Consider the following 23,205-nt stretch of genomic DNA (forward strand, 5'->3'; position numbering starts at 1 on the left):
GAAAATTATTCTTCGAGCTTCAAAAGGGGCTCCTGGAAGCGTAGCAAACGCCCGGCGTTCCCCAAGACCAACAAGGTGCTGAGGTTATGCAGCACCGCTGCAATCATGGCGCCCGCCGCCCCCAACCAGCCAAACGCGGCAAACACGACAATGGCCAAGGTCCAACCCAGGCCGATGATCACGTTGACCTGCAAGGTCTGCCGGCACTGGCGGCTCAAGCGCACACAGGTGCCCAGGCGCCGCAGGTCGCTGCCGATCAGCACCACGTCCGCCGACGCCAGGGCAATATCCGCCCCGCCCGCGCCCATGGCCACACCGACCACACCGGCCTTGAGCGCCAGGGAATCGTTGATGCCATCCCCCACCACCATCGGGCGAAAGCCGCTGCCGATTTCACCCAACACGCGGTTGAGCTTGTCTTCCGGCAAGGCCTGCGCTTCGACATCGCTGATGCCCACCTCCAGCGCCAGGCTATTGGCCACGCTTTGACGATCGCCGGTAAGCAGCAGTTGGCGACCCAGGCCCAGATCACGCAGTTCTTGCAGCGCCTGGCGAGCCTCCGGCTTGACGCTGTCGGCCAGTAGCAGCCAGGCGAGGAACTGCCCATTCAGCGCCAGCCCGGCGATGGGGCCATCGTGGTTCGGCACGACGGTGGTGACGATACCCAGTTGCTCGAACAATTCCGGCCGACCCAAGGCCGCTTCACCCTGATCGGTCTGCGCCACGACGCCCAGCCCCTGACGCTCACGGATATCCGTCAACGCCAGCAGTTGTTCCTGCGTTGCCAACCCCGCCAACGCCCGGCTGACCGGATGGCTGCTCGCAGAGCCCAGGCTGGCCGCCAGATTCAGCAGCACCTGGCGATCCGGCGCGGTGGTTTCGATGGATTGCAGGCGCAGGGTGCCGAATGTCAGCGTCCCGGTCTTGTCGACCACCAACGAGGTCAGGTCCGCCAGCTCTTCCAGAAACGCCGAGCTGCGAATCAAAATCCCATGCCGCGCCGCGACTGCTATCCCGGCAATCGCCGTGGCCGGCGCCGACAGCACCAACGCACACGGGCACGCCGCCACCAGCACCGCGAGCATCGCCTGGGCGTCGTTGGTCACAAACCAGGTCACCGCCGCCAGCAACAACACCAGCACCATATAGCTGCCGGCATAACGTTCCAGCAGGCGTGTGATCGGCGGCTTGGAGCGCTCGGCGTTCTGCATCAGCGCGATGACTTTGCCCAAGGTGGATTCATTGCCCGTGCGCGTCACTTGCAGGCGCAGCAAGCCATCCAGGTTGATCGCCCCGCCAAACACCTGCACACCCACACTGGCTTCCAACGGCACCGACTCACCGGTAATCGGCGCCGTGTCCAGGCTCGCCTGGCCCGACAGCACCACGCCATCGGCCGGCACCCGGTCACCGGCGCGCACCTCGACCACATCGCCGGTGTTCAGCATGCCGTTGTCCACTTCGACAATGCTGCCGTCAGCCTGCACCAAGCGCGCGTGGCTGCGCGTCAGCTTGCCCAAGGCATGGATCGCTTCCTGGGAACCGATCACGCTGCGCTCTTCCAGCACATGGCCGAAGATCATGATGATCGGCAGCAACGCCGCTGTCAGCAGATCCCCTGTGGCCCAGGCACCGAGCATGGCCAGGGCGATCAGTTGATCGGTGATGCCATGCAAACTCGGAAACCGCAGGCTGTACCAGGCCGAACGCATCACCGGCACGGCCACCAGCAAGGACGCGACGCCCAGCAGCAATTGGCTTACGCCGGTCTGGTCGGGCGCGAGCCAGCGCCATACCAGGCCCAGCACCAGCAACCCCAAGGCCAGCATGGCCAGGGTCAATTGCCGGGCAGCGCTGCGCTGTTCGGCGGAGGTCAGCATAGGTGCGCTCATTGTTCGGCTCCCTGGATGATCAAGCGGGAGTCGTCTTTCGGATCGACCGTGGTCACAGAGCCGGCCTGGCCGAGAATTTTCGGCACGCGCTCGCGGTACAGGCGCAGCAGCAAGCCCGGGTCTTTCACTTGGGCCAGGCTGGCGACGGTCGCGGTTTGCGCCTGGGCATTGGCCAGGCGTTCGCTGGCCTGGGCGTGGGCGACTTGCACCAGGCGGTCGGCCTGCTGGGTGGCGGTCTGAGTGAGTTTTTCCGCGTCGGTGCGCGCGTTGGCCACGGCCTTGTCGGCTTGCTGGCTGGCGGTCAGCACGGCGTTGAACGCATTGACTGCCGGGCCCGGCAGGCTCGATTGCACATCGACACGGGTCACTTGGATACCCAATCCCAAACCTGTGGAAGCCAATTCCACCAGGCGTTTGTTGATGCCTTGCACCAAGTCGCCACGTAACCGCTCACGGCGCTCAGCGGCGCCGTTGTCGGTGCCGATCAGTTCAGGTCGCGCCACCAGAATCGTGTCCAGGTCCCGCGCCGCGGTGAGGGCCACCGCGCTGCGCGTCACCAGTCGATCCAGGGCCGGCAGCACATGATCGCCCTGCAACACAAAGGCATAGGGTTCGGTGACTTTGTAGAACACCCGCACATCCAGTTGCACCACGCCGGCATCGCCAGTCAGCAGGTAACCGGAACCCGCCAGCGCATCACTCAAGGGCGTGGCGAAGCTGGCCACACGGTCGGCCTGGATCGCCGCGTCGGAGCGCAGCAGGTTCTCCACCCGACGTTCGATCACGCGGTCAGCCGCCGGTAGCAACACCACCTGCTCGAACGGCTGCGGCCACGCCAGCAACAGCCCGGCATTCTGGATACGGTCGAGGGCGCCAAAATGCAGGACCACCGCACGGTTCTGCGGGTCGATCTGGCGCACATTGGAAAACGCCCAGGCCAACGCCGCCAATACCGTCACCGCGTACAGCGCCAGGAAGGTCAGGCGCCCGGCCTGGATCCAGGGGCTGTCCGGGCTGTCACGCATCGTCATGGCTGGACGTCCTTCGGTCCGTCCACCAAGGCGCGGAACGGCGCCGCGTCGGTGCGCAGGATGATCTTGGTGCCTGGCGTGACAACGGTGCCCAAGGTATCCAGAGAGCGCAGCAGGTTGTACAGCTGTGGATTACCCGCGTAGGCGCGGCCATAGATCTGCGCCGCTTCGACCCGCGACTGGGCCTCGATATCGGCAGCCTTCACTGTGGCATCGGCCTGCACGATGCGCGCATCACGCTCGGCGGCGGAGCGGATCTGCGCGGCCTCGCGCTTGCCCACGGCGGTACGTTCGGTGGCGATGGTTTCACGCTCGGCGCGCATGCGGTCGACGGTCGCGGTAAGCGTGACCGAAGGCAAAGTCAGGCGTTCAATGCCGACCTGGGCCACACGCACGCCATAGGTGGTGAGCAATTGTTGATCGATCTGCTGGCGCAGCTGCGCTTCGAAATCGGCGATGCGCACTTGGCTGGCGTCGGTGTTGATCAGGCTGGACAGGTCGAAGCTGGCCGCCGTGGTTTCCAACGCCGAACCCACGAAGGTACGAATCTGCCGCGCCGCTTCATCCGGTTGGTTCTGCACGGCGCGCATGAAGCGCTGCACGTTGTCTGCGTCGCCCTGCACCTGCCACGCCACGTACGCCTGCACGATGATGCGCAGGCCGTCGCGGGTACCCACATCCTGCAACCCGCTGGAGGTGGTGCGCAGGCGCAAATCCACCGGGATCGCCGCTTCGAACGGCGCCGGCCAGCGCCAGCCAAGGCCCGGCTCCAGCAGCACCCGCGACGGGTTACCGAAACGGGTAATCACCGTGGCCTCGCCGGAACGCACCTGCACCAGGCTGGCGGCAGCGACCGCAAACAGCACCAGCAACAGCGCCCAGGCCATACGCCGCCAAGGGAACGGGCCGGCCGCTTGTTCGTCACCGTGATGATGATGGTGGTGATGGCCGTGATGATGACCGTGATCGTGAGAATGAGCGCTCAACAGACAGACTCCTTATTGAACGGCTTTACGCGGCACCGAAGGATCGGCCGGCAAGGTAAAAGAACGCAGATCGATCGTCGGCGCGCCGTCGGCACCCAGGCGATGATCCAGAATCAACAGTTTGGCGTGGGCCAGGCCCTGGCTGAGTTGGCCGAGGTACTGTTCCAAAACGAACGCCTGGCCGGCCGTGGCGTAGGCCTTTTGTTCGGCGGCAAAACGCAGGTTGGCCGCCTGGGCGCCCGCGTTCACTTCGCGGGCAGTGGCCGTAGCCTGGTCACGGGCGGTGCTGGCTTGCAGCAACGCCTGGTTGGTTTGCTCGCTGGCCGCACCGCGTTCGCGGGAAATCAGGGCCTGGGCACCGATCTGCGCAGCCTGCACACCGTGATAAGCGTTGGCGGCGCCGGCCGGTGGGTGAATCGCCTCCACCACCGTGGCGAGAATTTCTACGCCGCTGTCGAGTGTTTGCAGGTCGGCCTGCACGGCGCGGCCGACTTCGTCGGCCAGGCTCGTGCGTTGTTCGCCGAGCAATTCGTCGAGGGTGCGCGAGGCGAAGTCATGCACAAGGATACGGCTGGCGGTGCTGCGGATCAGGGTCGGCACGTCCGCGCTGTTATAGGTGGCGGCGAGCGCGGCCTGGTCGCTGAGGCCGATGCGGTAGACGAACCGCACATCCATATTGACGATCTGGAAGCTCTGTTTGTCGCCGCTGCTGCTGGCGATCACCTGGGACTTGTCATTCACATGGCTGGCGTCCCACAAGCGGTTGGCGATCAGCGGCGCCGGGCCTTCGGCGGGGGCCAGTTCTGGCGTGGCGGCTTCGCTGACGCTGGTGGCCAGCTCATGCACCACGCCGTTTTCCACACTGATCACGCGGCCCAGTGGCCACGGCAATCCCGCATGCAGGCCAGGGCCGAAGACCTGCACCGGCTTACCGAAACGTTCATAGATCCCACGGCCTTGCAGTGGCACTTCGTGCACGCCAGTAAGCGCCCAGCCTACCGCCAGCACCACCAGCAACACCGGCAGGAACGCCCGGCGCATGTAGGTAAATGCCCAGATCTGGCGCAGGTCGATGCCAAAGCGGTTGTGCAATTCATGTTGCAGCGCGAGCAAGGGCTGCGGCGGCCAGCGTAACAATCCGGCGATAAAGCTTTGCGCCATCAAGCGCGGCTCGACGCGTGGCTGACGGGGGCTGAACAGCGACAACACAGCTCTTAATAGAAACTCCAGGGAGACGAGCGCCGGCAGCAAGCCGATCAATACGGCCAGCCTCAGCGGCCAGACCGAGTTAGCCCCGGCAAACAGCAGGCACACCGCACTGACCACCAGGCAAATAATCGCCACCCGACTCAACTGCGCCAGTTGCGAGGCTTCCGGCCATTGCGCGGTGGTCTCCTGGGCCAGACGGCGTTCAAACACCAGCACACCAAACGCCAACCCCAATGCCAGGGCCGCGCCGATGCTTGCCGATTGACCGACTGCGGCGGCGGGCAGCGCCAGGTTCCAGAACTCGACAATGCTGACCAACGCCAGCAACGACCAGCCGCCGAGCCACAACACCGGCGTACCGATCTGCTTACCAAAGCGCTCCATAAGGCGCGCGTAGCGGCCTGCGTCTTCAACCGGCACATCAACCGACGGTTCTTCCAACGCCTGGGCACGCCAATCCGCCACCCACCACGCTGATTGCAAGCCGGCTACCAATAACAACAACGCCGACGCACAGTTGATCAACACCACCGGCCAGATCGACAGCGGCGCAAACAACGCGACAAACAGCGCCAGCACCCAGCCGGCAACGGCCAACACCGTCAGGCTGATACCGGCCTGGCGCAATCGGCGGGCATGGAACAGCCCCTGTTGAAAACGCGGAAGGCCTTCCACCGAAGCGCCGTCAGCTTCCAGATCCACTTGCATCCACTTATGTCCGCTCGCACACAATTAGTTACGATATAACACAAGGCGTGAAATTTTTGTTTGCTTAGAAGCAGACCGTGACTAAACCCCCAGAAACACGCGCCATCACTGGTGCAGGCCACGAAGAATCGGGCACACTCCAGAACAGTTTTTCGCGGGTCCACGGACAAGGAAGCGTCACTCCCCATGATTTCGATCTATCAGCTCAAGCCGCGTTTTCAAAACCTGCTGCGCCCTCTTGTGCAGCGCCTCTATGACAATGGCACCACCGCCAACCAGATCACCGTGCTGGCCGGCGTGATTTCCTTGCTGGTCGGCCTGTTGATTGCCAGCTTCGCCCAACACCTGTGGCTGTTTGCGCTGATCCCGCTGTGGATGATCCTGCGCATGGCCCTCAACGCCATCGACGGCATGCTTGCCCGTGAATTCGGCCAGCAGTCACGCCTGGGCGCCTACCTGAATGAACTGTGTGATGTGATCGCCGACAGCGCGTTGATCCTGCCGTTTGCGCTGATCCCCGGCGTGAACCTGGCGCCGGTGCTACTGGTGGCGTTGTTGGCGGTGTTCAGCGAATACGCCGGCGTGCTGGGGCCGATGGTGGGCGCATCGCGGCGCTATGACGGGCCGATGGGCAAAAGCGATCGCGCGTTCGTACTCGGGGTACTGGCCACCGGCGTGGCGCTGGGCTGGCTGGGCGCGGGTTGGATCGACGCCGTGATGTGGCTGGTGGCCGCCCTGCTCGCCTACACCTTGGTCAACCGCGTGCGTCAGGGCCTCAAAGAACAACAAGAAACCTCACCGATTGCATAAGGATTTTTGCGATGCGCGAACAGCAACAGCACACCTTCAGTACCCACGACGGCGTCGAGCTTTTCTACCGGCACTGGCCGGCCACGGAAACTACCGGGCCGCGCAAGGCAATCGTGTTGTTCCATCGCGGCCATGAGCATTCGGGGCGTATCGCCCACCTGGTGGATGAGCTGAACCTGCCGCAATTCGACTTCTTCGCCTGGGACGCCCGTGGCCACGGCCAATCCCCCGGCGAGCGCGGTGACAGCCCCAGCTTCGCCACCAGCGCCCGTGATGTGCAGACCTTCTGCGACCACATCGGCGCCACCTATGGCATCGAGGAGGAGAACTTCGCCGTCATTGCGCAAAGCGTCGGCGCGGTGATTGCCGCGACCTGGGTGCACGACTACGCGCCAAAAATCCGCGCGCTGGTGCTCGCGTCCCCGGCGTTCAAGGTCAAGCTCTACGTGCCATTTGCCCGTCCGGGCCTGGCGCTGATGCGCAAATTCCGTGGCAATTTTTTCGTCAACAGTTACGTCAAGGCCAAGTTTCTCAGCCATGATCCGGAGCGCGTCGCCTCCTACGACAGCGATCCGCTGATCACCAAGGCGATCTCGGTGAATGTGCTGCTCGGCCTGTACGAAGCGGCCGACCGGGTTGTCGCCGATGCCCAGGCGATCCAGGTGCCGACGCAACTGCTGATCTCGGGTTCGGACTTTGTGGTGCACCGCAAACCCCAGCAGCAATTTTTCGACCGCCTCGGCAGCCTGAAAAAAGAGCTGCACATTCTCCCCGGTTTTTTCCACGACACCCTGGGCGAACGCGACCGCGCAACTGCTGTGAGCAGCGCCCGGCGTTTCATCCTGCAGAACTTCGAACACCCGCTGGACCGCGCGTCACTGCTGGACGCCGATAAGCTGGGCGCTACTTGCGCCGAGTCCGAAGCCCTGGCCGCGCCGCTACCGCGCAACTCTTTGCGCGACCTGTACTGGCGCATGACCCGCGCCAGCATGGGCCTGGGCAAGAACCTCTCGGACGGTGTGAAGCTGGGCTTCGACACCGGTTTCGACTCCGGTAGCACCCTCGACTACGTGTACCGCAACACGCCCACCGGCAAGGGCGGGCTGGGACGGATGATCGACACCAACTACCTCAACTCCATCGGCTGGCGCGGTATTCGCAAGCGCAAGTTGAATGTAGAAGAACTGTTGCGCTTGGCGATGGCCAAGTTGCGCGGGGAAGATCGCGAAGTGCGTATCGTGGATATCGCCGCCGGTCATGGCCGCTACATCCTCGAAGCCTTGCAGGGCGTGTCACCGCTGCCGGAATCGATCCTGCTGCGCGACTACAGCGACATCAACGTGCGCGACGGGGGTGCGCTGATTCGCGAGAAAGGCCTGGGGGACATTGCGCAGTTCGTCAAAGGCGATGCGTTTGACCGTTTGAACCTGGCCGCGCTGGAACCCAAGCCAACGCTCGCGGTGGTGTCCGGGCTGTATGAGCTGTTTGCCGATAACGGCATGGTCGGCGGTTCGCTGGCGGGCCTCGCTGAGGCCGTAGAGCCCGGCGGCTATCTGGTCTACACCGGCCAGCCATGGCACCCGCAACTGGAGCTGATCGCCCGCGCGCTGACCAGCCACCGCCAGGGCCAGGCCTGGGTGATGCGCCGCCGCAGCCAGGCGGAAATGGACCAACTGGTGGAAGCCGCCGGTTTCCGCAAGATCACCCAGCGAGTGGATGAGTGGGGCATTTTCACGGTGTCCCTGGCACAGAAGATCTGAGCATGCGCGAACCCGGCTTATTGAAACCCGCGTTCCTGTGGCTGCTGCTGTTGGCGCCGCTGTTTTTCAGCACCTACGGCTTTGCCACCTGGGTGACCAGCCAGCGTAGCGACGTCGGCACGCTGGTGTTCGATTGGGAAACCCATATGCCGTTCTGGGCCTGGACCATCGTGCCCTACTGGTCCATCGACCTGCTCTACGGGTTTTCCCTGCTGCTGCCCAACACCCGGCATGAACTGAAGCAACATGCGCTGCGTTTGCTGAGTGCCCAGGTGATCGCCGTGAGCTGCTTCCTGATCTGGCCGCTGCGCTTCACCTTCGAACGGCCGGAGCTGGACGGCGTGTTCGGCTGGCTGTTTGCGGTGCTGGCGGGGTTCGACAAGCCGTTCAACCAGGCGCCGTCCCTGCATATCGCGTTGCTGGTGATCCTGTGGGTCATGTACCAACGCCATACCCAGGGAATCTGGCGTTGGCTGGTGCATGGCTGGTTCGCGGTGATCGGCATTTCAGTGCTGACCACTTATCAACATCACTTTATCGACTTACCCACAGGCGCCCTCGCCGGGTGGCTGTGTGTGTGGTTGTGGCCGGTGGAACATCCGAGCCCGTTATTGAATGCACGGCTGACGCGGGATCCCAAGCGCTGGCGGTTGGGTGTGCGCTATGGCGTAGGCGCCTTGGCTCTGGCGATCCTTGCGCTTGTGATGGGTGGCGCATGGCTGTGGATACTTTGGCCTGCGGTTTCCCTCGCCTTGATCAAGGCCAATTACTTCGTGCTCGGCGCTGCGGGGTTCCAGAAACGCGCCGACGGCCAACTGACACCTGCCGCGCGTTGGCTGTATGCGCCCTATCTGGCCGCTGCCTGGATCAACTCACGCCTGTGGACACGCAAGCATCCACAACCTGACCTGATTGTGGATAACGTCTGGCTCGGGCGTATTCCTACAACGAACGAGCAAGAACCCTTCAAGGCCATCGTCGATCTCTGTGCCGAATTGCCGATTAATCCACAGGGCCGCGCTTACCACGCCATTCCCGTGCTGGACCTGATTGCCCCGAGTCCCGCCGAATGCCTGCAAGCCGCGCAAGCCATCGAACGCTTGCGCACTAACGGCCCCTTGCTGGTGTGCTGCGCCCTTGGCTATTCGCGCAGCGCCACCGCCATCGCGGCCTGGCTACTGCACACCGGGCGCGCCGCGACGATAGAGGATGCGCTGACTATCATTCGTACAGCGCGGGCCGATGTGGTCCTGCACCCCGCACACCGTGAAGCTTTGGAGGGTTTACCCCATGCCCGCTGATATGGAACTGCAGGTTGTCGCCAGCTTGCTGCGTCGTGGTCGCTCGCTGGATCAGTTATCCACAGGCCTGACCCTGGTCGGCGTACTGTTCGGCCTGGCCCAACTGCTGATGGCCAGTATTGCGCCGATCTGCCTGCTGCTGAGCCTGTGGATGATTATCCTCGGGCTGCTGCAAAAGTACTGGGCGCTGCGCGTGGCCTTCGACGCCGACCTGTTCGCGCTGCTGGCCCGGGACATCGACCGCACCCCGGACCTCGACCAGGCCTTGCAAACCCTTGGCCTGCAATCGGCCAAGCGCGTTGGCCGACCCTGGACCGAGCGCCGTCGTGGCGCGCTCAAACTGTTGCGCAAACAAGCCTGGCTGCTAGGCGCGCAAGCGCTGCTGACCCTGGGCGTGATCCTCGCCAGCCCTTGGCTGCCTTTCGCCGGATAAGGAATCCCCATGTTCGAACCCGTGGTCGCCACACTGATTACCTCCATGGCCCGCACCGTCACCGGCGCCCGCAGCCTGTGGCTCGGTTGCGCGCCGGTGCCGGTGCAACGCATCTACTTCGCCAACCACAGCAGCCACGGAGACTTCGTGTTGCTGTGGGCCTCGCTGCCGCAGAACCTGCGCAAATTCACGCGCCCGGTCGCCGGCAGCGATTACTGGAATACCAGCGCCGTGCGTCGCTACATCATCAACCGAGTGTTCAACGGCGTGCTGATCGACCGCGAACGCAAGGACCCTGTGGATAACCCTTTGCAACCCATGCTCAACGCTCTGGAAGGCGGCGATTCACTGATCATCTTCCCCGAAGGCACACGCAACCTTGAAGACGGCCTGTTGCCGTTCAAAAGTGGTTTGTATCACCTGGCGAAAAGTTACCCACAGGCCGAATTGGTGCCAGTGTGGATCGCCAATCTCAACCGGGTCATGCCCAAGGGCCGCGTGCTGCCGCTGCCCCTGCTGTGCACCACCAGCTTCGGCGCGCCGCTGCAACTGGAAGACGGCGAAGACAAAGCCGCGTTCCTCGCACGCACCCGCGACGCCCTGCTCGCCCTTGCTCCGGAGCCTGTCTGACATGGATAGCCAAACCCTGATGTTGTTCGGCGGCATCGGCGCCATCCTGGTGCTTGCTTCGCTGATCGGCCTGATCCTCAAACTGCGCACCCGTGGCAGCCCCAATGCCGTCATCGACAACCTCAATGCGCGCATCAACGCCTGGTGGGTCATGGTGGTGGTGATCGGCATCGCCTTCTGGCTCGGCACCGGCGCGGTGATCCTGCTGTTCTACGCGGTGTCGTTCTACGCCCTGCGCGAATTCCTCACCCTCACACCCACCCGCCGCAGCGACTACCCGGCGCTGGTCGCCGCGTTCTACCTGGCGCTGCCGCTGCAATACCTGCTGATCTACTCGGACTGGTACGGGCTGTTCTCGATCTTCATCCCGGTGTACGTGTTCCTGCTGCTGCCGATCCTCGCCTCCCTGGGTGGCGACAGCACGCACTTCCTGGAACGCGCGTCGAAAGTGCAGTGGGGCCTGATGATCGCAGTGTTCTGTGTGTCTTTCGTGCCCGCCCTGCTCACCCTCGACATCCCCGGCTACGAAGGCCGCAACCTGCTGCTGATTGCCTACCTGGTGATCGTGGTGCAACTGTCGGACGTCTTGCAGTACGTGTGTGGGAAATTGTTCGGCAAGCACAAGATCGCGCCGAACCTGTCACCGTCGAAAACCGTGGAAGGCTTTGTCGGCGGCATCCTGCTCTCATCCCTGATAGGCGCGGCACTGTGGTGGACCACGCCGTTCAACCCGTGGCAGTCGTTCTTGATTGCACTGCTGATCAACCTGCTCGGGTTTGCCGGCGGCATCGTGATGTCGGCGATCAAACGCGATCGCGGCGTGAAGGACTGGGGCCATATGATCGAAGGGCACGGCGGGATGCTGGATCGGTTGGATTCGGTGTGCTTTGCGGCGCCGATTTTCTTTCATCTTGTGCGGTATTGGTGGACCTGAGCCCCTCATCCAAAACCCTATGAAGAGCAAAATGTGGAAACGGCAACGTGATGGTGGATCGTTCACTCGACTGCATGACGCCGCAGTAACCCTGTGGTGAGCGGGCTTGCCCCGCGCTGGGCTGCGAAGCAGCCCCAAGAAAGCCATTGTGGAGCGCCTGGAAGTTGGGTGTGGTTTGGTTTGGGGCTGCTGCGCAGCCCAGCGCGGGGCAAGCCCGCTCACCACAGAAGGCGATTAATTGGGCAAATGCCCCAGCGGCAACGCCCCTGGGGTTTTCACGGTCTGGATCGCGAAGTTACTGCGAATGTCCCTCACGCCCGGCAGCTTCAGCAAACTCCCCGTGACGAACCGCTCATAGCCGCGCAAATCCGGCACCACCACCTGCAACAGAAAGTCCGACTCCCCCGACACCAGGAACGCCGAGATCACCTCTGGCAACGCCGTGACCGCCTCGCGAAAGGCGTTGGCTTCGGTGTCGTTATGCCGCTCCACCTTCACGCCCACGAACACCATCATCCCCAGGCCCACTTCATCGCGATCCAGTGTGGCCTGGTAGCCGCGAATCACGCCGGCTTCTTCTAGCAGGCGCACGCGCCGCAGGCAGGGTGAGGCAGACAGCCCGATCTCGTCGGCCAGTTGCACATTGCTCAGACGGCCGTCGCGTTGCAGGGCTTCGAGAATCTTGCGGTCAAAAGCATCGAGTTTCAGATTTGGCATAAGTGGATGGCTTTCATGGTAATAAGTGGCAGATAGTGCCAAGACTAGACGCTTTTCTGGCTGACTAAGCAAGTACCTGCCCCGCCCTTCGGCCCTAGAATTGGCCAACACACAAGGGGGTGGAACATGGCGGAACTCTGGTTGTTTCTGGTGGCTCTTTCGGTGGCGTATCTGCTGCCAGGGCCGGACATGATCCTGCTGCTGCAGACCGGCGCGCGCCAGGGCAAGGCCTTGGCGCTGACCACAGCGATTGGCCTGGGACTGGCCCGCGCCTGCCATGTGGCCCTGGCGGGCATGGGTTTGGCGACCTTGTTCAAGGTGGCGCCCTGGACCTTTGATGTAGTACGCCTGGGCGGCGCGGCCTATCTGTTGTGGCTGGGGGTCCAGTGCCTGCGGGCGAACATGTTGCCAGCCCTCGATACCACCAACGCCACCCTGACAACGCGTGCCTGGCGTGCCGCACTGCAACGCGGCTTGCTGACCAATCTGCTCAATCCCAAGGCGCTGCTGTTTTGCTCGGTGCTGCTGCCGCAATTCATCGACCCGCAAGCCGGCCCCGTGGCGGCGCAATTCGCGTTGCTGGGGGTGATTCTGGTCGCAGTCGGTTTCGCCTTCGACTGTTGCTACGCCCTGGCCGGCGCACGCATTGGCCAGTGGCTGGCACGCAATCGCTCGGCGCAGCGTGTGCAGCAATGGCTATTCGGCAGTCTTTTGATCGGTTTTGCGGTGCGTCTCACTTTTGTGCAACACGCCTAGCGGTGCGGCGTATCGGCGTCATCTTTTGTATCAAAGACGCGTGTAAGATACGCCGCACTTAGCCAGGGATGCTCACCATGTTCGATTCGTTCAAAGCGATCAGCCGCCGTATTGTCGGTGCGTTATTGACTGTGGTGGGAGCCGTCTTTGGCCAATGGCATCCGCCGGTCTGGCTGCGTGCAGTCGGGCGTGGGCTGGCGAACCTGGGCAACAAGGCGCGCGCTTATCCGCGTCAAACCGGTGCCGGCTTAGTGGGCCTGGTATTGCTGGCCGCCGCCGGTTTCTACGGCTGGCATTGGTACTCCAACCTGCCACAGCCGCATACCGCGAGCTACTCGCTGCACAAACCCAACCTTACCGACTACACCCAGCAAACGCCGGTTGTGGATAACTTGCAGGTGCGCTTTGGCGAATCCGTGGCTCCGTTGTCGGCCATCGGCAAACCGGTCACCGAGGGTATTACCCTTAAACCTGCGGTAGCGGGCACCTGGCGCTGGGCGGATGACCGCAGCCTGTTGTTCGTGCCGGAAAAAGACTGGCCCATCGATGCCCATTACACCCTGGACATGGCGAAGAAAAACCTGCTCGCCGACGGCGTGTTGCTCGACCAGTACAGCACGCAGTTTTCCACCCAACCGTTCCGCGCCACCCTGGCGCAAAACGAGCTGTACCAGGACCCGTCCAACCCGACGCTGAAACAGCTGGTGGCGACCTTCCATTTTTCCCACCCAGTGGATGAAGACAACCTACGCAAGCGCGTCACGGTAACCCTCGGCAAAGGCCTGGCCTACCGCGACGCCCAGTTGCCCAATCGCCCGGAAATCACCTTCGACGAGAAAAAACTCAATGCGTACGTGCGCTCCGCCGCCCTGGCCACACCACTGGAAAGCACGCCCGTCAGCGCCAAGCTCGACGAAGGCATCAAGGCCCGCGACGGCGGCAACGCCAGCACCGCGCCGCTGGTGTCGGAAGTCACCGTGCCCGGCCGCTATCGCCTGACCTTCACCGGCGCCGAAGTGAGTTTTGTCGACAACACACGGGGTGAACCAGAGCCGGTGCTGATGTTCAGCAGTTCCAGCGCCGTCGCCGACGAGACCATCGCCGGTAAGGTCCAGGCCTGGTTGTTGCCGGAAAAAGCCCAAGACGACACGCGCCCCTACAGCAGCAACGACATCGACGACGCCCTGCTCGCCCGCAGCACCAAGCTCAACCTGACCCATGTGCCCAGCGTCGAACCGCTGAATACCCTGCACGCCTTCAAATTCAAGGCCCCGGCCGGGCGCGCGGTGTATGTGCGAGTCCCCGCCAACCTGGAAGCCATCGGCGGCTACCTGGCGAAGAATCCTACGGCGTCGCTGATCAGCATGCCGGCTTACCCACGCACCTTGCAGTTCCTGTCTGACGGCGCCTTGCTCAGCCTTAATGGCGAAAAACGCCTGGGCTTCATGGCTCGCGGTGTGCCTGGCGCCCATGTGGAAATCGCCCGCCTGCTGCCCAACCAGTTGCAACACCTGGTGGACCAAAGCAGCGGCAGCTTTGCCCGGCCGAACTTCGGCAACGAATATTTCGATCGCATGGTCGAGCGTCAGTCGCTGGATATCCCGCTGTCATCCAATGACCCGGCGAAAACCGTCTACGACAACGTGGACCTCAGCCACTACCTCACCGCCAATGGCGGCCGTCGTGGGATTTTCGTACTCAAGTTGAGCCCGCAGGATGACCCGGCCCAACGCACTTTCGAGTACGACCGCAGCAGCACCAGCGACCTGCGTTTTATCGTGGTGACAGACCTGGGCATCATCGCCAAGCGCTCCAGCGATGGCAGCCATGACGTGTATGTGCAGTCCATCGGCAACGGTTCGCCGGTGTCCGACGCGCAAGTCGACATTATTGGGCGTAACGGTCTGCCGGTGAGCAGTGGCCGCACCGACGCCGAAGGCCACGCACACTTCGCCAAGCTGGATGAACTGCGCCGTGAGAAAACGCCGCTGATGTATGTGGTCACTCGCGGCAATGACCAGTCGTTTTTGCCGATCGCCCGTCAGTCCCAGCAACTGGATCTGTCGCGCTTCGATGTAGGCGGTTTGGAAGAAGACGGTGCGATTGATCGCCTCAGCGCCTACCTGTTTACCGACCGCGGCCTGTACCGTCCGGGCGAAACCGCGCACCTGGGCATGATCGTGCGCAGCGGCAACTGGAAAGGCGCCTTGCTGGGCCTGCCGGTTGAGCTGCAAATCACCGACCCCCGTGGCCTGGAAGTGATTCGCCAGCCGTTGAAGCTGTCCGCCAGCGGTTTTGAAACCTTTGATTTCCCCAGCAGTGAAGTCGCCCCCGCCGGGGAATACACCGCGACCTTGCAGTTGATCGGCCAGAAGCAGACCCGCACCGACCTGGGCAGCGTGAGCTTCAAGGTCCGTGACTTCGAACCGGACCGCATGAAGGTCAGCCTGAGTTTGCACGACACGCCTGTGCCAGGCTGGATTCCACCGGACCAAGTGGTGGCCAAGGTCACCGCGATGCACCTGTTTGGCGCCCCGGCGTCCGGCCGTCGCGTGACAGCCAAAATGTCCCTGAGCCCGACGCTCGCGGCGTTTGATCGTTACCCGGATTACCGTTTCCGTCTCAACGACTCCCTGGAAGATGCCACCACGGAAGACCTGGCCGAAACCACCGTCGACGACAACGGCCAGGCCGTGCTCGACCTCAACCTGCAACGCTTCGCCAATAGCACCTATCGCCTGCAGGTGATGAGCCAGGTGTTCGAAGCGGAAGGCGGTCGCAATGTGGCGGCGCAAAGTGCCTTGCTGGTGTCATCCGCGCCCTACCTTGTGGGTGTGAAAAGTCAGGATTCGCTGTCGTACGTCGCCAAGGATGCGCCTCGCCAAGTGCAATGGCTGGCCGTCGCGCCGGACCTTTCGCCCCTGGCGGTGGACGGCCTGACCACTGAAGTGGTCGAGCATCGTTATGTGTCGGTGCTGGTGAAACAATCCAACGGCACCTACAAGTACGAGTCGCGCATCAAGAACATCAGCCAGCCGGCCTCACCGCTGGTGATGACCCAGGAAGGCGCCAAGCAGGCCCTGAACACCGGCACACCGGGTGACTTCACCCTGCAATTGAAAGACGCCAACGGCAACCTGCTCAACCAGATCGACTACAGCGTGGCAGGGCGTGGCAACACGTCGCGCTCGCTGGAACGCAATGCCGAGCTGCAACTGCGCCTGGATAAACGCAGCTATGCCACCGGTGATGAAATCGCCATCAGCATTCGCGCGCCGTATACCGGTGCCGGCTTGATCACCATCGAGCGGGACAAGGTCTACACCCAGCAATGGTTCAAGGCCGACAGCACCAACAGCGTGCAACATATCCGCGTGCCTGCAGGGCTTGAAGGCAATGCCTACGTCAACGTGCAGTTTGTGCGCGACATGGGCTCGGCCGAGGTGTACATGAGCCCGCTGTCCTATGGCGTGGTGCCCTTCAGCATCAACCTGGATGCGCGGCGCATGGCGTTGAAGGTTGAGGGCCCGGCGAAGATCGAGCCGGGGCAGATGCTCGACATCAAGGTCAACGCCGACCGCCCAGGCCGCGCAGTGGTGTATGCGGTGGACGAAGGCATCCTGCAAGTGGCGCGCTACCAGACGCCGGATCCGCTGGGCTTCTTCTTCCAGAAGCGAGCGCTGGAGGTCGGCACCAGTCAGATTCTTGACCTGATCCTGCCGGAATTCAGCCGTCTGCTCAGTGGGGCAGCGCCCGGTGGCGATACGGAAGGCGCCCTGGCCAATCACCTCAACCCGTTCAAGCGTAAACACCAGCCGCCCGTGGCTTGGTGGTCTGGACTGGTCGACCTGCCCGCTGGCGAAACCGTACTGCATTACCAAGTCCCGGACAGCTTCAACGGCAAGCTGCACCTGTTTGCGGTGGCTGTGGATAACGACAGTGTCGGCGTCAGCGAAACCAATACCGACGTGCGCGGCCCGATCGTGATCACGCCCAACGTGCCGGCCTTTGTGGCGCCGGGGGATGTGTTCAACGTCAGCGCCGGGGTGTTCAGCAACCTCGACGCGGCGGCAGAGGTGAAGTTTGAACTGCAGACCAGCGATGGCCTGAAGGTACAGGGCGACAAGGGCAGCACCTTGTCCCTGCAACCGCGCAAGGAAGGCACCGCCGAGTTCAAGATCAAGGTTGGCGAGACCCTGGGTTCGGCGGACCTGCGATTTGTCGCAGTGCTGCCGGATGGCAAACGCATCCAGGTGGCCGAAACCACTTCGATCCGCCCACTGAGCGAACATCGCGTCGCCCTGAGCCTGGGCCGCTTTGAGAGCGCCAGCAAAGAGCTCAAGCCGACCCGTGAATTGTTCAGCCAATTGCGCGACGTACAGTTGGGCGTGGCGGCCTCGCCTCTGGTGTGGGCCAACGGCCTCAAGCATTACCTGGACGACTACGGCTACGCCTGCACCGAGCAACTGGTGTCCAAGGCCATGCCGGCGTTGATCTGGGGCGGCAACGCACCTGAAGCCGAACAGGCCTTCGGCAGTGCGGTGCGCATGCTGCGCCAGCGCCAGAACCAGGCCGGCGGCTTTGGTTTGTGGGCGGCCAACCCGGACGTAGCACCGTACGCCAGCCTGTACGCCACCGACTTCCTGATCGAAGCCAAGGAGCGCGGCTTGCCGGTGCCGGAAGACCTGTTGGTGCGCTCGAATGCGTACCTGACCGACCTGGCTAATGGCCCTAGCGAGGGCCTGTCGGAATTGCGCAATCGCGCATACGCCAGTTACCTGCTAAGCCGTCAGGGGATTCTGGTAAGCGGCGCCTTGAGCGATATCCGCGAGCGCTACGAGGGCTACTTCAAGGACAGCTGGCAGAACGACCTGGGCGCCGCTTACCTGGCGGCCAGCTACAAGCTGCTCAAGCAGGATCGCCAGGCTGACACGCTGTTCCGCAAAATCCCCTGGCGCTCGCTTGTGGATAAGTGGGACAGCGACGGTTTGTACTACGACCCGCTGGTGCACGACGCCGAACACCTGCACCTGTTGGCGCGACATTTCCCAGAGCTGATGGACGATGTGCCTGCAGCGCTGCTGGATAAACTCGGTAAGCGCCTCAACGAGCAGCGTTACAACTCGCTGTCGGCGGCCCTGCTGCTGCGCGCCCTGGACAACTACGGCCAGCGCGCGCAAAGCGACATGACCCTCAAGGCCACGGCCTGGCTGGGGGACAAGCAGCAGCAATTGCTGGAGATGGCCGGTCAGCCACCCCGCGCCGCCGTGCCGGGCGCGACGCAGAAGCTGGTGATGGAAAAATCCGACGGCCCGGCGGCGTTCTTCATGCTCAGCGAAGCCGGTTTCGACAAGGGCGCCAAGCTCAAGCCGATCACCAATGGCCTGGAGATCATCCACGAATACCTCGACCTCAAGGGCGAGCCGGTGAGCAAGGTCGCGGTAGGTGATGAGTTCCTGGTGCGCCTGCGTCTGCGCGCGACCGACCGTGACCAGGTGCAACAAGTGGCCGTGGTCGACCTGCTGCCGGGTGGCGTCGAGCCTGTATATAACTTGCCGCCGGAGCCGGAAGCCGCCAGCAGCGAGGAAGGTGAAGGCGAAGAGTCCGAGTACGTGGAAGAGGACAGCCAGGAAGAAGAAAGCTGGCAAGCCCCCATCGGCGAAACCGAGCTGAGCAACTGGCAGCCGGAGTACGTCGATGTGCGCGATGATCGAGTGGTGTTGTACGGTACGGCACTGCGCGACGTAGGCACTTTCGTGTACCGCGTGCGCGCTACCAACGCGGGCACTTTCAATACGCCACCGGCCTATGCCGAAGGCATGTACGAAACCACCCTGCAAGGGCGCGGCAAAGTAGGCCAGCTTGAAATTACCAAGCCTTAAGCGCCTGACACTGCCGCTGTTCGCAGCGGCGGTGGTCCTGGTGGGGCTGCGTCTATGGCCACATGCGCCGCTGGAGCAAGCCGTCACGTCATCACGTGTGGTGTTGGCCGATGATGGCTCGCTGCTGCGCATGACCTTGGCGGATGACGGGCAATACCGTCTTTGGCTACCGTTGGAGCGGATTTCTCCTTCATTGGTCGAAGCCTTGCTGCTCAAGGAAGACCGCAATTTCTACTGGCACCCGGGGATCAATCCCCCGGCGTTATTGCGCGCGGCCATGGCCACCTACAGCGGTGGCCAGCGCCAGGGTGGCTCAACCTTGAGCATGCAATTGGCACGGCGCCTATGGGACTTGAACACCCGCCAAGTGCCGGGCAAGTTGCAGCAGATGGCCTTGGCGCTGTGGCTGGAGGCGCGCTACAGCAAGCACGACATCCTTGAGGCCTATCTGAACCTGGCGCCGATGGGCGGCAATATCGAAGGTGCCGAGGCGGCCAGCCGTATCTACTTCGGCAAATCGGCGACGCAGTTGTCGCTTTCCGAGGCGCTGGCGCTGGCGGTGATTCCGCAGCAACCGGGGCGACGCGCACGCTTCGGCCCGTCGCTGCAACAGGCGCGGCAGCGCTTGATGACTGACTGGCGCGAAACTTATCCACAAGACCCGCGCAATGACAGCTTGTTGGACTTGCCCCTGGAAGCACGCAACCGCCAGCAGATTCCGTTCCTGGCGCCGCATTTGAGTGAACAACTGCTGGCGTCCCAGCCCGGCAATGAGCTGAACAGCACCCTCAACCTGCCGCTGCAACAATTGCTCGAACGCCTGATCACCGGCTTCATCGCCGAACGGCGCAGCACGGGTGTGGAAAACGCCACGGCGATCCTGATCGACAGCCGCGACCAGAGCGTCAAGGCCTTGGTCGGGTCGGCGGATTATTTATCCACAAGCCTTCACGGCCAGGTCAATGGCGTGCTGTCGCGGCGCTCACCAGGGTCGACGCTCAAGCCGTTCCTGTACGGGCTGGCGCTGGACCAGGGGGTGATCCACCCCATGAGCATCCTCAAGGACCTGCCGAGTAACTTCGGCTACTTCCAGCCGGAAAATTTCGACGGTAGTTTTGTCGGCCCACTGACCGCGCGGGACGCCCTGATCCGTAGTCGCAATATCCCGGCGGTGTGGCTCGCCAGCCAGGTCAAGTCGCCCTCCTTGTATGGGCTGTTGCAACGCGCCGGGATCAAAGGCCTGCGTGACGAAAGCCATTACGGCCTGGCCCTGGCCCTCGGTGGCGGTGAAATGACCCCGGAAGAATTGGCGCGGCTGTATGTGATGCTGGCCGGTGATGGGCATCTGCGGCCATTGCGCTATTTGCAGGAACAGCCCCAGACCACCGGCGCCCCACTGCTGACGCCCCAGGCGGCGTTTATGGTGCGCGATATGCTGCGCCGAAACCCTCGCCCGGATGGTCTGCCCGGACGCCACTGGCGTACCGCCTGGAAAACCGGCACTTCCTGGGGTTTTCATGATGCGTGGAGTGCAGGACTGGTAGGCCCCTACGTGCTGGTGGTGTGGGTGGGTAATTTCGATGGCCGGCCGAATCCTGCCTTCATCGGTGCCAAAACCGCCGCGCCGTTGTTCTTCCGCATCGCCGACGCATTGCCTTTGGCCTTGCCCAACGTGGTCATCAAGGCCGACAAACCGCCCGCCGGGCTGGTGCGCATCGATGTCTGCGCTGCGTCCGGCGAGTTACCCAACCGCTGGTGCCCGCAAACCCGCAAGACCTGGTACATCCCCGGCGTGTCGCCAATTCGCGTGTCCAACCTGCACCGCCCGGTGCTGATCGACACCCGCACCGGCAAGGCCGCCTGCCCGCCGTTCGACGCGCAATACACCCGTGAAGAGGTCTTCGAATTCTGGCCCAGCGACGTGCAACGCCTGTACCGCGCCGCCGGTCTGCCGCGACGTACGCCGCCCAACGTGATGAAAAACTGCCAGCCCAACCGCCTCAGTGACCAGAGCGAAGCCCCGCAGATCCGCTCGCCGCTGACCCAGGTGAGCTATCAATTGCGCCTGTCCCAGCCCCAGGAAAGCATCCCGCTGAATGCCAACGCCGCTAGCGACGCAGCGACGTTGTACTGGTTTGTCGATCAAACCTTGATCGGCCAGGGCCCGCCGCAAAGCACGCTGAACTGGCGACCGGGCAAGTCGGGGGAGTATCGGTTGCGGGTCAGTGATGATCAGGGGCGCAGTACGAGTCGAGGGTTGAAGGTGGAGTTTGTGCCTTAAACCACGGCACTATGTTATCCAGTTTTTTGACGTGTAACCCATATGGGTTTACAGTGAAAAAAATAGGTTAACAAGAGCTGCGCACATGGATAACCTCAGAGACCAAACACGTACCTATGTCCAATCTGTTCTAGGTATAGAAACGGACGTGGCGACGGTAACAGGCTTAAAGCTTCCGTTCTTCATCACGGACGCCTATGGAATAGCTGAACTCACGCTTCAACTCGGCTCTACCCCTGCGCTTTCAATTCTTCTACTTTTGCCAACGGACGATACCTATCCCGGCGCTGTCGCTTTAAAAAAACACATCCAACACGTTCAGAAAGCCAGCGAGGCGGTGGTCGTATACGTCAGCAAATCGTTGTCCGTGCTGGAGCGACGCAGCCTGATCAAGCAGCAGATCAACTTTATCCAGCCTGGCTATCAGATGTTCGTGCCCGAGTTGGCGCTGGACCTGCGTGAGCACTTCCGTAAACGCAGAGCTGACGCAGAAACCAGTGCCCTGTTGCCTGCATCGCAAGCAATGTTGCTGCACTGCCTCTACCGTGGCTGGCAAAACCATACGCTCCTGACTGCTAATCAAATCATGGGCCCTTACAAATACAGCCGTGTGACCTTGGGCAAGGTCATCCATCAGTTGCTAACGTTGGACATCATTCGTCCAGCTCAGAGCAAAGGCTTCATCAACCACTACGAATTCAGCGGCTCCCAAGCAAAGGTTTTTCAAAAAGCACGTACTTATCTGCGGTCCCCAGTTAAGCGAAAACTCCCTATCGATCGGAAGCTCCATCTGGGTGAAGGGGTTTACCTGGCAGGGGAAACCGCGCTGGCCAGTGTCTCAATGCTGGCCGAGCCTGCCTCGCCGGTCTACGGCATGACGAGAAAGGTGTTTGATAGCCTTGAGGTGACGGTGACTGATGGTATCGATGAGCAGAGGGCCTGGGTCGAGATCTGGTCTTACTCCAGCCTGAAGAAAGAGCAAAACCTGGCGGATGAAGCATCGTTACTGTTGAGTCTGGAAGACTGCCCCGATGAGCGTATTCAGATTGCACTGGATGAGTTGAAGGAGAGAGTTATTTGGCTATCAGAGGACTAACGCTATTCGGGCGACATTTTGCCGATTATCGGGACCGCTATGTGATGATTGGTGGCGTTGCTGCCTGGATTACAGTGGACGACGCCGGGGGGGCCTTCAGGGCAACCAAGGACTTGGACATCGTGCTGGTCATAGAAGCCTTGGATTCAGATTTTGTTGCCCACTTCTGGGCATTCATCCGGGCGGGTGGTTATCGGATCAAACAGGGAGATGGAGAGCGGCCCGTTTTCTTCCGCTTTCAACACCCAAGCGATGAAGAATATCCGGTACAAATCGAGCTGTTTACACGAGCACCTGAAGGACTTGCAGTCCCAGAAGATACCAAGCTGGTCCCTATCCCAACAGACGATTCAGTATCCAGCCTATCTGCATTTTTACTGGATGACGCCTATTACACCTTCCTGCTGGAAGGTCGACAGCTTCTCGGGGATATCACTCATATCAGCGTTGATCGGTTAATTCCTCTAAAGGCCAAAGCCTGGCTCAACTTATCGGACGCCAAAGCGAACGGAGAACCCGTCGATAGCAAGAACATCAAAAAGCACAGGAACGATGTTCTTGCCTTAAGCCAATTACTTTCAGACCAACCAATAACCCTGCCCTCGGCAGTAAGCACCGACATGAGTACGTTCCTGGAGCGTCTGGCGCTTGAAGAAGTGAATCTTAAGGACTTGAAATTAAAAGGCTCTCTGGAGACGATCATTGATCGTTTAGTGGCGGGCTTTGGACTTAAGCCTAATGAAGTCGGGTCACGGGTCGAACTAGCCGTGAGTTAAAGA

At 62.1% G+C, this 23,205-nt stretch carries 16 protein-coding genes; 11 read left to right on the top strand and 5 right to left on the bottom strand.

From position 1 onward, the window contains the following. Positions 1 to 5: 5 nt before the first annotated feature. The 4 genes from ACP7BX_RS09160 to hflK (ACP7BX_RS09175) are packed head-to-tail and all read right to left on the bottom strand — an operon-like array spanning position 6 to position 5,826. The gene (locus ACP7BX_RS09160) at positions 6 to 1,892 is read right to left on the bottom strand and encodes a cation-translocating P-type ATPase (RefSeq protein WP_426126986.1); all 1,887 of its coding nucleotides are present in this window, start codon (positions 1,890 to 1,892) and stop codon (positions 6 to 8) included. Continuing rightward, positions 1,889 to 2,923: a protease modulator HflK gene (hflK, locus tag ACP7BX_RS09165; protein ID WP_426126984.1), complete on the bottom strand. Its 1,035-nt coding sequence runs from the start codon at positions 2,921 to 2,923 to the stop codon at positions 1,889 to 1,891. The genes ACP7BX_RS09160 and hflK (ACP7BX_RS09165) overlap by 4 nt, the downstream gene beginning before the upstream one ends. Continuing rightward, the gene (hflC, locus tag ACP7BX_RS09170; protein ID WP_033897227.1) at positions 2,920 to 3,909 is read right to left on the bottom strand and encodes a protease modulator HflC; all 990 of its coding nucleotides are present in this window, start codon (positions 3,907 to 3,909) and stop codon (positions 2,920 to 2,922) included. The genes hflK (ACP7BX_RS09165) and hflC overlap by 4 nt, the downstream gene beginning before the upstream one ends. A gap of 12 nt (positions 3,910 to 3,921) precedes the next feature. Then, positions 3,922 to 5,826, bottom strand: coding sequence for a protease modulator HflK (gene hflK, locus ACP7BX_RS09175; RefSeq protein WP_426126982.1), 1,905 nt, complete (start codon positions 5,824 to 5,826; stop codon positions 3,922 to 3,924). Between the two features lie 186 nt (positions 5,827 to 6,012). On the opposite strand from hflK (ACP7BX_RS09175), the gene ACP7BX_RS09180 reads away from it, so the two are divergent. From ACP7BX_RS09180 to ACP7BX_RS09205, 6 genes are read left to right on the top strand one after another with little or no spacing between them, the layout of a single operon-like run. Beyond that, complete coding sequence (locus ACP7BX_RS09180; RefSeq protein ID WP_426126979.1) at positions 6,013 to 6,636, top strand: CDP-alcohol phosphatidyltransferase family protein; 624 nt, start codon at positions 6,013 to 6,015, stop codon at positions 6,634 to 6,636. Between the two features lie 11 nt (positions 6,637 to 6,647). Then, the gene (locus ACP7BX_RS09185; protein WP_426126977.1) at positions 6,648 to 8,396 is read left to right on the top strand and encodes a bifunctional alpha/beta hydrolase/class I SAM-dependent methyltransferase; all 1,749 of its coding nucleotides are present in this window, start codon (positions 6,648 to 6,650) and stop codon (positions 8,394 to 8,396) included. Between the two features lie 2 nt (positions 8,397 to 8,398). Further along, on the top strand, positions 8,399 to 9,697 hold the full coding sequence (locus ACP7BX_RS09190; protein ID WP_426126975.1) for a phosphatase PAP2/dual specificity phosphatase family protein: 1,299 nt from the start codon (positions 8,399 to 8,401) through the stop codon (positions 9,695 to 9,697). Next, positions 9,687 to 10,130 (top strand): hypothetical protein, encoded by a 444-nt coding sequence (locus ACP7BX_RS09195; protein ID WP_016978701.1) that lies wholly within the window; start codon positions 9,687 to 9,689, stop codon positions 10,128 to 10,130. The genes ACP7BX_RS09190 and ACP7BX_RS09195 overlap by 11 nt, the downstream gene beginning before the upstream one ends. A 9-nt stretch (positions 10,131 to 10,139) precedes the next feature. Next, positions 10,140 to 10,760 carry a lysophospholipid acyltransferase family protein gene (locus tag ACP7BX_RS09200; protein ID WP_426126973.1) on the top strand — a complete coding sequence of 207 codons (621 nt, stop codon included), beginning with the start codon at positions 10,140 to 10,142 and terminating at the stop codon, positions 10,758 to 10,760. 1 nt (position 10,761) lies between these two features. Then, positions 10,762 to 11,694, top strand: a complete 933-nt coding sequence (locus tag ACP7BX_RS09205; RefSeq protein ID WP_010207670.1) for a phosphatidate cytidylyltransferase — start codon at positions 10,762 to 10,764, stop codon at positions 11,692 to 11,694. A gap of 234 nt (positions 11,695 to 11,928) precedes the next feature. Here ACP7BX_RS09205 and ACP7BX_RS09210 read toward each other — a convergent pair whose 3' ends face one another. Then, complete coding sequence (locus ACP7BX_RS09210) at positions 11,929 to 12,402, bottom strand: Lrp/AsnC family transcriptional regulator (protein ID WP_426127354.1); 474 nt, start codon at positions 12,400 to 12,402, stop codon at positions 11,929 to 11,931. Between the two features lie 135 nt (positions 12,403 to 12,537). Here ACP7BX_RS09210 and ACP7BX_RS09215 point away from each other — a divergent pair, with 135 nt between their 5' ends. The 5 genes from ACP7BX_RS09215 to ACP7BX_RS09235 all read left to right on the top strand — a co-directional run bounded on the left by ACP7BX_RS09215 (position 12,538) and on the right by ACP7BX_RS09235 (position 23,202). Further along, a complete protein-coding gene (locus tag ACP7BX_RS09215) occupies positions 12,538 to 13,167 on the top strand; it encodes a LysE family translocator (RefSeq protein ID WP_314527117.1) in 630 nt (209 codons plus the stop codon). 77 nt (positions 13,168 to 13,244) lie between these two features. Next, on the top strand, positions 13,245 to 19,049 hold the full coding sequence (locus ACP7BX_RS09220; protein ID WP_426126971.1) for an MG2 domain-containing protein: 5,805 nt from the start codon (positions 13,245 to 13,247) through the stop codon (positions 19,047 to 19,049). After that, a complete protein-coding gene (gene pbpC, locus ACP7BX_RS09225; protein ID WP_314527122.1) occupies positions 19,030 to 21,330 on the top strand; it encodes a penicillin-binding protein 1C in 2,301 nt (766 codons plus the stop codon). The genes ACP7BX_RS09220 and pbpC overlap by 20 nt, the downstream gene beginning before the upstream one ends. Before the next feature lie 85 nt (positions 21,331 to 21,415). Continuing rightward, positions 21,416 to 22,426: a hypothetical protein gene (locus ACP7BX_RS09230; RefSeq protein WP_426126969.1), complete on the top strand. Its 1,011-nt coding sequence runs from the start codon at positions 21,416 to 21,418 to the stop codon at positions 22,424 to 22,426. Beyond that, entirely contained in the window at positions 22,408 to 23,202 is a 795-nt protein-coding gene (locus ACP7BX_RS09235) for a hypothetical protein (protein WP_426126968.1), read from the top strand. The genes ACP7BX_RS09230 and ACP7BX_RS09235 overlap by 19 nt, the downstream gene beginning before the upstream one ends. The last annotated feature ends 3 nt before the right edge of the window (positions 23,203 to 23,205 follow it).

Source organism: Pseudomonas sp. DWP3-1-3b3 (genome assembly GCF_049896305.1).
Lineage (GTDB): Bacteria > Pseudomonadota > Gammaproteobacteria > Pseudomonadales > Pseudomonadaceae > Aquipseudomonas > Aquipseudomonas azotoformans_A.